Genomic DNA, 14,845 nt, shown 5'->3' with positions numbered 1-14,845 from the left:
TAGCATGCACCTTTGCTTTCGTAACAATTTCGGCCCAGTTTACTTGTACGCCTGATAGAAGACCGATAGTTAAAAAGTGTCCATTTGGACGTACACAAAATGCTAATTCATTTCCATCGGATCCTCCAATAGAATCAATCGCAGCATCTGCGCCTATCCCGTTCGTTAACTCCAAAACGGTTTCATAAAGCGGAACAGTGGAAGTATCTATTACATATTCAGCACCGAGCTGAAGTAATTTCTCTGTATGTTTACTATTTCTAGTCACTGCAATGAGTCGGAAGTTTAAAATTTGTGATAACTGTGCAAAAAGATGACCTATAGCGGATCCACAAGCGTTTACTAATAAAACGTTATCTCGTTTTAAGTTTAGCGTTTCTGTACACGTAACCCAAGCTGTTAATGGGTTGATGTACATTTGTGCAGCTGTAAAATCATCAATTGAATCGGGAATAAGGACTACAAAATCAGCTGATGTCTTCACATATTCTTGCCAAGTACCTTCCCCGCGTAAAGGTAGCACGCGTTTACCGATAAGGTCTCTAGAAACACTCGCACCAACATCTTCAACAATACCAACACCTTCATAACCAGGTATGTTAGGTAAAGGAATTCTATGTGCATACGCTCCAGTTACAGGAATTAAGTCAGATGGATTAATCGGTCTAACTAACATACGAACTAGCACTTCATTATCTTTTACTGGTTCTATATTTTTATATTCAACTTGTAATACATCTTTTGGGCTACCAAACTTATGAAATTGAATGCATGTTCCGCGCAAAATAATGGTTCCTCCTTAATGTAGTCAAATGTATTATAGCATTTTTAGCTTGGCTACTTATTTCGTTATATATATAAGGGAATAGAAATTTTAAAGAGGGAGTAAACATGAAGAATTAGCCCAATAAAAACTAAAGTTAAAGGCACCCGAACGAGTGCTTTTATTTTGTTTTTACCAATATAATTTAAAGATTATACATAAATGGGGGAGTCAGCATGAATAAAAAGATAATCTGGGGAATTTTAGGGATTGTTGTGATCATGATAGCCCTTGTGAGTATGAATGTATTACAAAAAAATGCCAAAGAAGCTACTTTTAAAGTAGCTTCTTCTATTTGTCTATTAAGCCGAAGCCTTTTTCATTCTCTCAAGTAAACTAGATAAAATATGCGTACGATAAGATTCTAGTTTTTTACCTTCATAAGTACGGATGCCTAATTTTTTAAGTTCTTTTACATACCAACCTTTGCTTCCGAAATACATGTGATCGCTCCCCTTCAACTTTGTTTTATTTGTTCTGATTGTACTTGGAGGTACAGGTAATATAATGAAGGAAATGAATTTCGTGCGAAAATGGTTAACTTTGTTGCAAAAGACATATATACTAAAGGTAGTATATAACGAGGTGGGCAAGACGTGATTATAGAGAAGCACGAAATTCAAATTGACCAAATTACGAGCGGTAAAGTGAATATCTTTACTTTCTATAGAAATAGAAAGCAAATTGATGATCATTTTTTACGTTTACAAGAACCATCGCTTACAGCAAACTACTTCTTCCATTTTCATTTTGATGCAGAGAGCTTACACCTTCTGCAGGAAGAGTTTCCGGGTGTATATCCGTACGACGGTAGTGAAACGATTCATAACTGGACGGAAAAGATGAAGGCAGAATTGCAACATCAGATCCAAACAGGTAAATGGAATAAACGCGTACGTATCGGTAATCGCATTCTAGATGTGGAGTTTACGTGGTGCGACGAAGATATAGTAGAGTGAAAAAGAAGCGGATGACGCTTCTTTTTTTAGCGCTGGAATAAAACGAGCTTACCTGCAGAAGATGTGCAGCGATGTGTTTTTTCGTGCAATCCTTTTTCTTGTAAAATAGATTCACCTTTTGCTTTCGCTTCTTTTTCAGTTGCCGCCTCAAATGATTCGTCCAATGCTTTTGAACCATCTTTTTCAAAGACTGTTAGAACGTATACTCCCATGAAAATTCCCTCCAAAAATTAAAATCAGAATCTTATAACTATTTTGGCATAAATCACTAGAATATGCAAAGAAATATATGACATTGCATGTTACAATAAAGTGACACTTTAATAAGCAGGGGAGTTTTTCATCCCCTGCTTATTATTAGTGGAGCCAATCGGGTATTTAAGGGCAGTTAACTTTCAGATTGCCTTCTTTGCCTATTGCCCGTTAGTACAGGATAAAATGAAACTTTTGAAATATAGAAAGGATCGTTATTTGTGAAACAAGTGAAGTTTATACATGTGGCTGATTTGCATTTGGATAGTCCGTTTAAAGGGATGGAAATGAATGTACCGCAGTCTGTTTGGGAGAGAATGAAGCAAAGTACGTTTGAATCGTTCGAACGTATTATTGATAAAGCGATTCAAGAGCGTGTTGATTTCGTATTACTAGCCGGGGATTTGTATGATGCGGAGACGCGAAGTTTGCGGGCGCAAGTGTTTGTGCGTGAGCAAATGAAGAGACTTTCGCAGTACGATATCCCTGTTTTTATTATTCATGGTAACCATGACCATTTAGGTGGGAGCTGGGCTGCAATTGAGTTTCCAGAAAATGTTCATGTGTTTACGGAGCCTTATGTAGAAGAGAAATCATTTTATAAAAATGGTGAACTGTTAGCTTCTATTTACGGATTTAGTTATTTGCAGCAAGCAGTAACGGATAATATGACAGCGCAGTTTACGAAAATGAGTGATGCGCCTTTTCATATTGGCATGCTTCACGGAAGTGTGGAAGGAGATGCAGAGCATAATCGCTACGCACCGTTTCAAATTCGTGAGCTGAAAGAAAAGCAGTTTGACTATTGGGCTCTTGGCCATATACATAAACGTGAAATTTTATCAGAAGAGCCGTACATTATTTATTCAGGTAACATACAAGGGCGTCATCGTAAAGAGACAGGGGAAAAGGGTGCGTACCTTATTGAACTTACGAAACAAGGGACGCATTGCTCATTTTTCCATACGGCAGATGTTGTATGGGATGAAATAGAAGTGAATATTGATGGACTTGAAACTGTTGATGAAATTATGACGAGCATATCTACTGCGATGAATGAGTGTCGAAGAGAAGAGGGAGGGACGCTACTAACTGTCGTATTTACAGGACAAGGGCCGCTTTCTCCTTATTTGCGTGACGAAAAGCGTGTGGAAGAGATCTTTCACATTTTAGCATCTGGAGAAGAGCGAAAAGATTTCGTATATGCGATGAAGTGGAAAAATGAGACGGTTTCTTTTGCAGAAATAGAGCGTTTGAAAGAAGAAAATCATTTTGTCGGTAGTGTACTGAAAGAGTTAGAAGCTTTCACAAATATGGACGGCGTGTTGCGCACCATTTGGACATCTCCTGTAGCGCGTAATAGTATTGAATCTTTTACAGAAGAAGAGAAGAAAGAGATTCAAAAGGAAGCGGAAAATATTATTTTAGAACAATTATTCCAGCAAGAGAGGGATAAGAAATGAGAATGGAAAAACTCCATATTTATGGATACGGAAAATTAGAAAATGTGGAAATGGATCTGTCGATGCTGACGGTGCTATACGGTGAAAATGAAGCTGGGAAATCAACAATTCGTTCATTTATGAAAAGTATTTTATTCGGTTTTCCAACGAGAGGACAGCGCCGTTATGAGCCGAAAGAAGGCGGCAAGTATGGCGGTGCCATGACTGTACAAACAGAGAAGTATGGCCGTTTGAAAATTGAACGATTGCCAAAGACGGCAGCTGGCGAGGTGACCGTTTATTTTGAAGACGGGAAAACGGGCGGCGAGGAGATTTTACACGATATATTAAGTGGGATGAATGAAAGTTTATTTGAATCGGTCTTTTCATTTGATATGCACGGTCTTCAAAATATTCATCAGCTCGGCGAATCGGATATCGGCAATTATTTATTTTCAGCAAGCGCAGTTGGAAGCGATGCGTTATTACAGCTCGATAAAAAGCTAGAGAAAGAAATGGATCAGCGCTTTAAGCCGAGTGGTCGTAAGCCAGAGATTAATATGTCACTGCAAGAGATGAAGAAGCTTGAAGAGAAGATGAAAGAGTGGCAAGGGAAAATTGGCACGTATGAAAAACAGGTCGAGCAGTTAAAAGAGGATGAAGAGAAGCTTGCCTCTGTTCGTGCGGAGAAGGAGAACGCGGAAAAGCGAAAGCAAGATTATGAAATATTAGCAGCGCTTGAGCCTCTCGTTATTGAAAAGCATGCGCATGAGAAAGTGTTAGAATATGAAAAAAGGCAATTTCCTGTAAACGGAACGGCGCGCTATGAAGCGATAAAGGCGAAGATGGAGCCAATTCAATTACAAGTTGATTCGCTCCATAAGAAAATCGAGAATGTGCAATTGGAAATTGCCTCGATTCAAATAGATGAAGAGTTTTTACAAAAAGAAAGTTATGTTGAAGAACTTCGCATGCAGCATATGTCGTATGAAAATGCACGCCAAGAAATGCGAGATATGACGGGGAATATTGCGAATATAAAAGAAGAAATAGCAGAATTAGAGCAACAAATCGGTGCTACTTTTGAAAAAGAAACAGTCCTTTCGTTTGATATGAGTTTGGCAACGAAAGAGTTAATTACGCAAGCAGTGCAAAATGCGCGTGAATTAGAAACGCAAAAAGCACAGCTTGATGATCGCTTTAAAGTAGCGCAGGAGCAATTAGAAGAACAAGAGGAAAACATAAGACAGATTAAGCAACAAATGTTAGCTGATGAAGAGCGAAATACGTTAGCTGAGAAAGAAAAATCGTTCCAAGATGCGGCGTTTATCGGTATGGGTGCTGAGAGAATGAAGCGTAAGTATGAGGAAAAAGCAGGAGCGGCTATGCAAAAGAAAAAGCAGTGGCAAAGAGTTTGTCTTTTGTTACTTCTTATTAACACAGGTGTTTTATTCACGAGCTTATTTATAGATAACCGCCAGCTTTTATTTATTAGTGTCATTGTTTTTGTAGGGATTGTTCTCGCCCTTGTTTTGTATAAAGATCCGTCAAGTGGATTACAAGAAGAACTTCTTACTCTTCAGCAAAGTGCTGGCGGAAGACAAAGTGAAGAAGCGATGTCCGTTCGCTATCAATTAGAAAAAGATGAAGAGATCCGTAAGCTATTTGAGCGCGAGTCATATAAGTTACAGCAAATGGAACGAGCTTATGATAAAGTCGTTTCATCGTATGAGGAATGGGAGAGAGAAACGTTCCGCGCAGGAGAACAAGTCGATGCGTATAAAACGCGCTATATGTTCCCTGAATTTTATACGTATGCACACATATTGCCGGCATTTGAGCGGATTGAAAAAATGCAGCAACTGTATCGTGAAGTAGAGAAACAAAGCACGAGGAAATCTTCATTATATGAAATGATTTCGCACTTTGAACATAAACTAGAAACTGTTATCGGTAGCGCGGAGTATAATAAGCTGCACGGGGCACAAAGTCGTATGCAAAATGAGAAAGAAAAGCGCCAAACTTGTAAGCAACTAAAAGAGAAGCTGACGGAATGGCAAGAAGAATATGAGTTCATGCAAGAGCAATTGAAACAACTGCTAGTAGAACGAAATGCATTATGGAATATTGCAGAGGCTACAGATGAAGAGATGTTTTTAGAAGCAGGTAAACTGGCAGAGAAATGTGAAGATGCAGAGAAACAAGTGGGGCGTTTATTACCGCAAATTGAGCTTTTAGAGCAGCGTTTAACGAGTTTGTCATTAGCTGAACATTATGAAGCTGAAGGTTATGAGGAAAAATTAAAGCGAGAAATGACAGTCGTGCGAAACTGTCTTGCAAAAGAGAAAGAACTGACAGAGCGCATTGCGAAACATCGTATGGAAATTGAGAATTTAGAAGAAGGCAGTACGTACGGTGATTTAATGCATGAATGGGAAATGAAAAAAGCGCAAGTGCGCGAACAAGTGAAAAAGTGGGCTGCTTATGCGGCAGCAAAGACGGTGTTAACGAAAACGAAGCAATACTATCATGAGGTACATTTGCCTCGTATTTTACAAAAATCAGAAGAGTATTTCGTCTATTTAACGGGCGGGCGCTATAGTAAAATCTTTTCACCGTCAGAGGCGGAGCCGTTCATTGTTGAACGTAACGACGGTATACGTTTTTACAGTCATGAACTAAGCCAAGCGACAGCGGAGCAATTGTATTTATCGTTACGATTTGCATTAGCGAAAACATTTGAGCATGATTATCCATTTATTATTGATGATAGTTTCGTGCATTTTGATGCGGTAAGGACGAATCGAACGATTGAACTAATAAAGGAAATTGCGAAAGATAGACAAGTCATCTTCTTTACATGTCATGCGCATTTGTTAACGTATTTCACAGAAGAACAGATTATAAAATTAACGCATAAGCGTAAAGAAAATGAGTTGTAGTGTGCTATACTAAAAGTAACTGATTTGGTGGAGGAATTCGAATGAAAAAGAAAATTGCAGAATATGAAGTTGGTGAACAAGTCGATGTTTTCTTGTTAATTAAAACAGCGACAAAAGGTCTCGCAAGTAATGGAAAGCCGTTTTTAACAGTAATCTTACAAGATCCAAGTGGAGATATTGAAGCGAAGCTATGGGATGTATCACCAGAAGTTGAGAAACAATATGTAGCAGAAACAATCGTTAAAGTAGCTGGAGATATTTTAAACTACAAAGGACGTATTCAATTACGTGTGAAACAAATTCGAGTTGCGAATGAAAATGAAGTAACAGATATTTCGGACTTCGTAGAAAAAGCACCCGTGAAAAAAGAAGATATGGTTGAGAAAATTACGCAATACATATTTGAAATGAGAAACCCGAACATTCAGCGTCTAACAAGACATTTATTAAATAAGCATCAAAATGAGTTTTTAGAATATCCAGCAGCGACGAAAAATCATCACGAGTTCGTATCTGGACTAGCTTATCACGTCGTATCGATGCTAGATTTAGCGAAAGCTATTTCGGCTCTATACCCATCGTTAGATAAAGACTTACTATATGCAGGCGTTATTTTACATGACCTTGGTAAAGTAATTGAGCTATCTGGTCCAATTTCTACAACGTATACGTTAGAAGGAAATTTACTAGGCCACATTTCTATCATGGTGAACGAAATTGGGAAAGCAGCAGACGAATTGCAAATTGATGCAGAAGAAGTATTAATCTTGCAGCACATCGTCCTTTCTCACCACGGAAAAGCAGAATGGGGTAGCCCAAAACCACCATTAGTAAAAGAAGCAGAAATTCTGCACTACATCGACAACTTAGATGCAAAAATGAATATGATGGACCGCGCATTAGGACGCACAAAACCAGGTGAATACACTGAACGTGTCTTCGCACTTGATAATCGTTCATTCTATAAACCGACGTTCCATAATTAAGATTGTAAATAGAATGGCCTCATTAAGCGTTAAAAGCTTAGTGAGGCTGTTTTTGTATTAAAAATTAAATGAAATAGTTAAGAAGTACGCATGGGGTTAACGAAGAACGATTAAAACATATCTCACCACTAGAATGGGAGCATATCAACTTTAATATGGCAGATACTTAGAATCGCTTCAGCCTGTACAATAGGCCTAAAAATAAGAGTTGAAATTTGTTTAGCATATATTTTTGTTAAAAGGTGGGAGGGATCCCTATATAAAAAAAGACACCCTAAGGTGCCTTTCCTCGACTAGATCGGAGTACCGCCAGCATTTCAGAAAAAATATGCTAAGCAAAAAATACAATAAGCTGTCCATATGGGCAGCTTATTTACATAATTCTCGATATAGGAAGTAGTTTTAAGCATTAGGTAATATAAATTTCATTTGCTGGCTCTTATTTTCGGCGGGTTTTTAGCTTTCGCCAAGCTGAACCGCCAGTTAGCGAAAGGCAAGGCGCTGAATACATTTACAAAATGACAAAACTGTAAGAATACACGAATGTTTGTAAGAAAGTTCGATGTTTTCCTTTTTCTTTTTTTATTATAGTGAAAAAGAAGAACGAAATATTCTCTTATGTAGGAAAGGAAGATAATAATGATTGATCTATTAAATAAATGGATGTTAGAAAGTACAGGCAATTTCAATATCGTTGTAGGACTTACAGCACTTCTATTTTTGGGTTCAGTAATTGCACTTATTATTATTTACAAAAAAATTGGTAAACCATATGAAAGGACAAATGCTATTTATTTAAAAATTACTTCTCGTATGTTTACTATTCAGATTCTAATGAATGCTATATTTATTTCTTTAGTTGGTAAAGATATTGAGAATTTCCGTCAAATCTTTATATTATTTGAAGCTTTTGTATTCTTTATTGGAGCTATTTATTCGTTTAAATTATATAAACAGGAATGCAAATAATCCACTTATAAGAAACAATAAAAAATGTAAACTTTTCATTTTTAGTTAACTGTATATTCTATACATATGGGGTTAACATAACGTCTCATTATGAGGAGTCAATCTATCTAGAAACCTAGAAAAGCCCCTTCAGATTTTCTCAAGGGGCTTTTCGTTCATATAATCAGTGTTATCGGTAGTTAGGTCTCTTTAGTTGAATGGGAATATTTTGATCCAGTAGAAGAACGCAAAACCTCCAGCTACAAATAAAGCAGCTAAAATGAATGTTATTAGAGGTATTTTATTTTTCATACTTCCCTCCCCTTTTTCCTAATTGTACCATTTAGAGGAAGTGATATGTTGTATAATTTTGGTTGTATATGATATTCATGTAAGGTTAACATAACGTCTTATTATCGGTAGCAAGGACAAGGAGGAACCCCTATTCTCACAAGGGAACTTCCTTTTTTTGTTTTATGGATCTATGCATTTTTTTATACATTCCTATCCTGGAGCGGCTTTAGAGTCCTCGTTTGTTGCTGAATTAGCTGAAAAACTGTATAAGATCTTGCATACTCTTAGCTTGTTTTTTCAAAAATGCTGGCGATATCCTACATCCATCAACTTATGGATTTTATAATGTCCTCAAACCAAGAACCTCGCGTGTTTTTAGTCCAAGAACGTTAGTTATTAGATCTTAAAAGAACAGCCCTTCAAAATAAGGGATAGCACTAACAAAATCTATATTTTCTAGTTTATGGAAAATGTTTATAGCGATAAAATATCAGAAAAATCGAATAATATAAAGGAGATAAGGAATATGAACATATTAGAAAAAATTAAAGAAAACGTTTCAAAGGTTATTGTAGGAAAGGAAGGAGTAATTGATTTAGCGATGATTGCATTAGTTGCAAATGGACATGTTTTATTAGAAGACGTACCAGGAACAGGGAAAACAACATTAGCCAAAACTCTTGCGAAAAGTATTGATGGGGCTTTTTAGCGTGTTCAATTTACATCGGATACGTTGCCGGGTGATGTAGTAGGATTAGAATACTTTGATATGAAAGAAAGTGATTTTAAAACGAGTAGGCTATGCACCAGAAGATCTTCTCTGAGTTAGTATCTCTCATTTGTGGTAGGAAGAAAAATAATATAACTCCTCATCGCCATCAGATTAAGAATTTCATTATTCTCCAAAACGACAAAAGTACACTGAATTCTCATAAACAACCAACTGTGGTGAGATAAAATTTTTGTTTTGGGGCATGGGGAGCCTGGAGTCTTTAGCTTGATAGTGATGTGACGCTATCCCACATAGAAATTAATGATTTTACACCCTAAATGTTATTTAACTAAAAAAATATCTCAAATTCGAGATTTTTTACTTGCTTTTTAATCACTTGAGTTGTAAAGTGATAGTAACGAAAGCAAATGAGTCACCTGAAAAACATATACTCAGTTACTTTCGGTTTACAAGACAAAGTAATTTATGAATGAATTCAATGCAGCTTATTTAGTAAACACTACGACTAAGTTATAAAAACATAATGAGAATAAATTGAAAAGCTAAGAAGCATATTATTTTTTTGTTGTCACTTGACTAGTAAAATGAAACGGAGGAATGACCGATGTATGAAATTAAAGGGCATCATCACATTTCAATGGTTACGAAAAACGCAAATGAAAATAATCACTTTTATAAAAACGTGCTTGGTTTACGTCGTGTGAAAATGACGGTAAATCAAGACGATCCGTCAATGTATCACTTATTTTATGGAGATAAAACAGGAAGCCCAGGTACGGAGCTATCATTTTTTGAAATTCCTTTAGTAGGAAAAACATATCGTGGTACGAATGCAATTACTCGAATTGGATTACTCGTCCCTTCCGAGGAAAGCTTACATTACTGGAAAGAACGATTTGAGAAATTTGATGTGAAACATAGTGAAATGACAACATATGCAAATCGTCCTGCTTTGCAATTTGAGGATGCTGAAGGTCTTCGCTTAGTACTACTCGTTTCAAACGGAGAAAAAGTGGAGCATTGGGAGACGTGGGAGAAATCAGAAGTTCCTGCAAAGCATCAAATTCAAGGAATGGGTGCTGTGGAAATGACAGTGCGTAGACTTGATAAAATGGCGAGTACACTTACAGAGATGTTTGGTTATACAGAGGTTAGCCGAAATGACGAAGAAGCAATTTTTCAGTCTATTAAAGGAGAGGCCTTTGGGGAAATCGTTGTGAAATATTTGGACGGTCCTTCTGAAAAGCCGGGCCGCGGTAGCATTCACCATTTAGCGATTCGTGTGAAAAACGATGCAGAGCTTGCTTATTGGGAAGAACAGGTGAAACAAAGAGGTTTCCATTCTTCAGGAATCATTGACCGCTTCTATTTTAAAAGCTTATATTTCCGTGAATCAAACGGAATTCTATTTGAAATTGCGACAGATGGACCAGGATTTACAGTTGATGGAGATGTGGAGCATTTAGGAGAGAAACTTGATTTACCACCGTTCTTAGAAGATCAGCGAGCAGAAATTGAAGCAAATTTAGCTCCGATTGAAGAGAAGTAATAGAAGAAAAAATACAAATTTAATATATAAATGAAAACCATTGGAGGAATATAAAATGAACCAATTAAAAGGAATTCACCACGTTACAGCGATTACAAGTAGTGCAGAAAAGAACTATGAATTTTTCACTCATGTTTTAGGAATGCGTTTAGTTAAAAAAACGGTAAACCAAGATGATATTCAAACGTACCATTTATTCTTTGCAGATGATAAAGGTAGTGCCGGAACAGATATGACATTCTTTGACTTCCCAGGTGTTCCAAAAGGAGTACACGGTACAAATGAAATTTCAAAAACTTCATTCCGCGTTCCAACTGATGCAGCATTAGAGTATTGGGTGAAACGCTTTGATCGTCTTGAAGTGGAACATACAGGAATTAAAGAGCAATTTGGTAAGAAAACTCTTTCTTTCGTTGATTTTGATGATCAACACTATCAATTAATCTCGGATGAACTTGATAAAGGGGTAGAATCAGGTACACCATGGCAAAATGGGCCAGTGCCATTAGAATATGCAATTACTGGTTTAGGACCTGTATTTATTCGTATCGCAAACTTTAGTTTCTTTAAAGAAGTGTTAGAAAAAGTTCTATTATTTAAAGAGATTGCTCAAGAAGGAGAATTCTATTTATTTGAAGTGAATGAAGGTGGAAACGGTGCATCTGTCATTGTAGAACATAATACAGTTCTTCCTGAAGCACAACAAGGTTTTGGTACAGTGCACCATGCTGCATTCCGTGTAGAAGATCGTGCGGTATTAGAAGAATGGATTGAAAGAATAGGTAGCGTTGGTCTCCCTTCATCTGGTTATGTAAACCGTCACTTCTTCGAGTCATTATACGCAAGAGTGGCACCGCAAATTTTATTTGAATTCGCAACAGACGGCCCAGGGTTTATGGGAGATGAGCCATACGAAACACTTGGAGAAAAATTATCTTTACCTCCATTCCTAGAGCCAAAACGTAAAGAAATTGAAAAATTAGTTCGTCCAATTGATACAGTGAGAAGTACGAAGGAATTTATTAAAGAGTAAAAACAGAGATAGTAAGTAGAAGAGCAAGTAGTTTTAGCAGAGTGCTGGAACTGCTTGCTTTTTATTTGGTCTATAAAGTTTTCTGACAAATGTTTCTCAAGTTTTCGAAATAGAAATATTTGGTATAATGATTTTAAATTATAAATTTTCTGATAATTATTTTTCAATACATAGAAAAGAGGTGATAATATACAATTTGGATAATTGTATAAATATCCCAAATTTATAATTTGGCAAGGGAGAGGCGAAGGTATGGGAACGAATATAGTAACGAAGGAGCAAATGAAACATTCTTTAGATGATTGGTATCGTGTAATGTTGCAGCAACAAATAGAGCAAGTTACGGAAATGAAAGAGGAGATTGATAGTAAGATTAGTGGTTTGGAAGTGGATCAAGATGTATTACTTTATCATGCGTTATTGAACTTTAGATACGATGCATTAGTTGATTGGATTGGGGTTAGAGAAGATAGTTTTGATAAAGTGGAATCTTTCGAAATTCCGACAGAAGGCTTTCTAGCGTATTACTATCACTTCTTTAAAGGATTTCATTGTACATTAATTTCAAATTATAACGAAGCGAAAGAACAGTATGAACAAGCTGAGAAGTTATTGAAATATATTGCAGATCCGATAGAGCATGCGGAGTTTAATTATCGAATGGGGAATTTTTATTACCAAAAATATGACCAAGTTCATGCAATAGATTACTTGAATAGAGCCAAAGCGGCATTTTTGAAATATCCAGGTTATGAAATAAAAGTAGGATTATGTGAAAATGCTTTTGGGCTATGTTGCGTAGACATAGATCACTATGAATTAGCGGAAGAGAACTTTAATGCTGCTATGGAAGTATTGCAAAAAGCAAATCAAAAAAAATATATGCTAATGGTTCGACATAATTTAGCTTGGCTTTATGCCAGTCAAAACCTTTCAGAATTAGCGATTCGCCATATATCTGAGGTGACAAAAAATTACCCAGAACATTTTAAAGCCTTGTTTGTAGAAGCACGTGAACATTACAAATTAGGAGAATATAATTTAGCGAATCCAATTGTTGAAAAAGGTTTAAATATTTGTATTGATTTAGGCGAAAAAGAATTTCAACATCGTTTTAAAATTTTGAAAGAACTCAATGGAAATTCTTCTATATCAATTATTGAAGATGTAATTTTAAAAGGCCTTTCTTATTTTGAGAGAGAAAGATTATGGGATTGTATTCAAGAATACACTGAAATTTTAGCAATGAAATTTTATGAAGTTGATGATCATGTTAAGGCAAGTAAATATTTTTATATGAATAATAAGGCTCAAAAAAATATATTGGAAAAGGGAGCGTTAAAATAATGAAGAAATTTCGTTTAGCTATTGTTGGGGCTGCATTAGTAGGGGTATTATCAATTGGATTCAATAGTTCTTTTACAAATCAAGCTGTAAATATAGGGGACACGGGAGGAGCACCAGCAAGACCAGACTACGTTAACATTGGAGACACGGGTGGAGCACCTGCAGATAATAGAGGCGACGGCGGCGGAGTAAGCCAACTATAATAAAAATAAAGAAGGGACTTCATATGGAAGTCCCTTCTTTATTTTTTGGCCATGCAGAGAAAAGAATTGACTTACTTTTAATATGTAACTATAATAGTTACAAAATAACCATCAGTAATAGAGATGAGTTATATTTTTTTAATATAATTGTAACTGATTTAGTTACAATTAAAAAATCAATCATAAAACAACCAAAAAATGTAAAAACTTTAAATAGCAACATGAGAAAGGAGACGGAAATTTTGAAACGGTTTAAGTTTTATATGATTAGCGGTATTGTGCTCGTTTTGTTAGTAGTATGTAACTTCGTCGATAAGCCGATTGCGAAGGTTAGAGAAGTGAAAGATACTGTTATGATGAAGCTGAATACGAAAGAGAGTATGGCACAGATTGATGGGCAGACGATTTACTTTAAGCAAATTGGTGAGGGGAAGCCGCCTTTACTTATGCTTCATGGATTTGGTGGTTCTTCAGATGGGTTTAGTGATATTTATCCGGAACTTGCGAGAGATCATACGATTATTGCAGTTGATATTTTAGGATTTGGGCGTTCTTCTAAGCCGGTTGATTTTCAGTATTCGTTTCCTGCGCAAGTGAATTTATATTATAAGTTAATGAAGAAGCTCGGATACGATCAGTTTGCGGTACTTGGTCATTCGATGGGGGGAGAGATGTCCCTTAATTTAGCGTATTTATATCCGGACGCAGTGACACATCTCGTTTTGGCGGATTCTACAGGAATCGAGTCTTTCCAGCAAAAAGAAAGTTATGAAGTGCCGCCCCTATCAACGGATCTTCAAACAGTAACAGAGATTACGGATTATAATAAAAATGAAGTGAAAAATAGTCGTGATGATAAAGAGCATTACGATCAGCTTACGAAAATGAGAGAGCGCCGCATTGCGATGGAGGCCGATAAAATTAAAGTACCGACTTTAATTATATGGGGACGACATGATAAGAGCGTTTCTTGGAAAAACGGTGAGCTGTATCATCAGTTATTTACAAATAGTACATTTCATATTATTGAAAAAGGATACCATGCTCCGTTCCGCCAAGAGCCAATCGAATTTATGGAATATGTACAAGCATTTTTCTCAAAGCATCCACAATAAAAAGTTTTTAAGCATAAATCCACTTCTTTCCTCATACAGTGAAACTAATAAGGCTTGTCTAAAGAAAGGAATGAAGTGATTTGGAAATTTTACCATGGTGGGTGTATCTTGTAATTGTTGGGATTGTACTAAGTGGCTACATGGTTTTATATACTTCGAAAAAAGAGCAAGAGATGGATAATGAGTTTATTGAAAAAGAAGGCGAAGTATATATGAAAC

General features: G+C 36.4%; 14 protein-coding genes and 1 pseudogene. 12 read left to right on the top strand and 3 right to left on the bottom strand.

Annotation, left to right across the window (positions count from 1 at the left end):
• Together JDS92_RS26860 and JDS92_RS26855 are read right to left on the bottom strand one after the other, a co-directional pair.
• Window positions 1–787: zinc-dependent alcohol dehydrogenase family protein (locus JDS92_RS26860; RefSeq protein ID WP_199632813.1), on the bottom strand; the 787-nt coding region annotated here is incomplete at its 3' end.
• 338 nt (window positions 788–1,125) lie between these two features.
• The gene (locus JDS92_RS26855; RefSeq protein ID WP_000273535.1) at window positions 1,126–1,266 is read right to left on the bottom strand and encodes a YflJ family protein; all 141 of its coding nucleotides are present in this window, start codon (window positions 1,264–1,266) and stop codon (window positions 1,126–1,128) included.
• A gap of 153 nt (window positions 1,267–1,419) precedes the next feature.
• Between JDS92_RS26855 and JDS92_RS26850 the strand changes: the two genes are divergently transcribed.
• Complete coding sequence (locus JDS92_RS26850; RefSeq protein WP_097958787.1) at window positions 1,420–1,782, top strand: hypothetical protein; 363 nt, start codon at window positions 1,420–1,422, stop codon at window positions 1,780–1,782.
• Window positions 1,783–1,808: 26 nt separating this feature from the next.
• On the opposite strand, the gene JDS92_RS26845 is transcribed toward JDS92_RS26850, so the two are convergent.
• Window positions 1,809–1,994, bottom strand: coding sequence for a YhzD family protein (locus tag JDS92_RS26845; protein WP_000539550.1), 186 nt, complete (start codon window positions 1,992–1,994; stop codon window positions 1,809–1,811).
• Between the two features lie 261 nt (window positions 1,995–2,255).
• Here JDS92_RS26845 and JDS92_RS26840 point away from each other — a divergent pair, with 261 nt between their 5' ends.
• The 11 genes and pseudogenes from JDS92_RS26840 to JDS92_RS26785 all read left to right on the top strand — a co-directional run.
• Complete coding sequence (locus JDS92_RS26840) at window positions 2,256–3,497, top strand: metallophosphoesterase family protein (RefSeq protein WP_098911712.1); 1,242 nt, start codon at window positions 2,256–2,258, stop codon at window positions 3,495–3,497.
• On the top strand, window positions 3,494–6,418 hold the full coding sequence (locus tag JDS92_RS26835; RefSeq protein ID WP_097958790.1) for an ATP-binding protein: 2,925 nt from the start codon (window positions 3,494–3,496) through the stop codon (window positions 6,416–6,418). Before JDS92_RS26840 ends, JDS92_RS26835 begins: the two co-directional genes overlap by 4 nt.
• 41 nt (window positions 6,419–6,459) lie before the next feature.
• Window positions 6,460–7,404: a 3'-5' exoribonuclease YhaM gene (gene yhaM, locus JDS92_RS26830; protein WP_000726648.1), complete on the top strand. Its 945-nt coding sequence runs from the start codon at window positions 6,460–6,462 to the stop codon at window positions 7,402–7,404.
• 639 nt (window positions 7,405–8,043) lie between these two features.
• A complete protein-coding gene (locus JDS92_RS26825) occupies window positions 8,044–8,373 on the top strand; it encodes a hypothetical protein (protein ID WP_000566287.1) in 330 nt (109 codons plus the stop codon).
• A 799-nt stretch (window positions 8,374–9,172) separates the two neighbouring features.
• A pseudogene (locus JDS92_RS26820) lies at window positions 9,173–9,439 on the top strand (AAA family ATPase); the annotation flags it as partial.
• Window positions 9,440–9,983: 544 nt separating this feature from the next.
• Entirely contained in the window at window positions 9,984–10,928 is a 945-nt protein-coding gene (locus JDS92_RS26810; RefSeq protein ID WP_097958793.1) for a ring-cleaving dioxygenase, read from the top strand.
• A 55-nt stretch (window positions 10,929–10,983) separates the two neighbouring features.
• Window positions 10,984–11,961, top strand: a complete 978-nt coding sequence (locus JDS92_RS26805; protein WP_199632812.1) for a ring-cleaving dioxygenase — start codon at window positions 10,984–10,986, stop codon at window positions 11,959–11,961.
• A gap of 252 nt (window positions 11,962–12,213) precedes the next feature.
• Window positions 12,214–13,308, top strand: coding sequence for a response regulator aspartate phosphatase (locus JDS92_RS26800; RefSeq protein ID WP_016107966.1), 1,095 nt, complete (start codon window positions 12,214–12,216; stop codon window positions 13,306–13,308).
• Window positions 13,308–13,511 carry a Phr family secreted Rap phosphatase inhibitor gene (locus tag JDS92_RS26795; protein ID WP_199632811.1) on the top strand — a complete coding sequence of 68 codons (204 nt, stop codon included), beginning with the start codon at window positions 13,308–13,310 and terminating at the stop codon, window positions 13,509–13,511. Before JDS92_RS26800 ends, JDS92_RS26795 begins: the two co-directional genes overlap by 1 nt.
• A gap of 242 nt (window positions 13,512–13,753) precedes the next feature.
• Complete coding sequence (locus JDS92_RS26790) at window positions 13,754–14,626, top strand: alpha/beta fold hydrolase (RefSeq protein ID WP_033663243.1); 873 nt, start codon at window positions 13,754–13,756, stop codon at window positions 14,624–14,626.
• An 80-nt stretch (window positions 14,627–14,706) separates the two neighbouring features.
• A partial coding sequence (locus tag JDS92_RS26785; protein WP_199632810.1) for a sporulation YhaL family protein occupies window positions 14,707–14,845 on the top strand: 139 nt, incomplete at its 3' end.

The sequence above is a fragment of the Bacillus cereus group sp. N12 genome (assembly GCF_016483575.1).
In the GTDB taxonomy this organism is placed as follows: domain Bacteria; phylum Bacillota; class Bacilli; order Bacillales; family Bacillaceae_G; genus Bacillus_A; species Bacillus_A toyonensis.
This window is presented reverse-complemented; position numbering and strand designations above follow the sequence as displayed.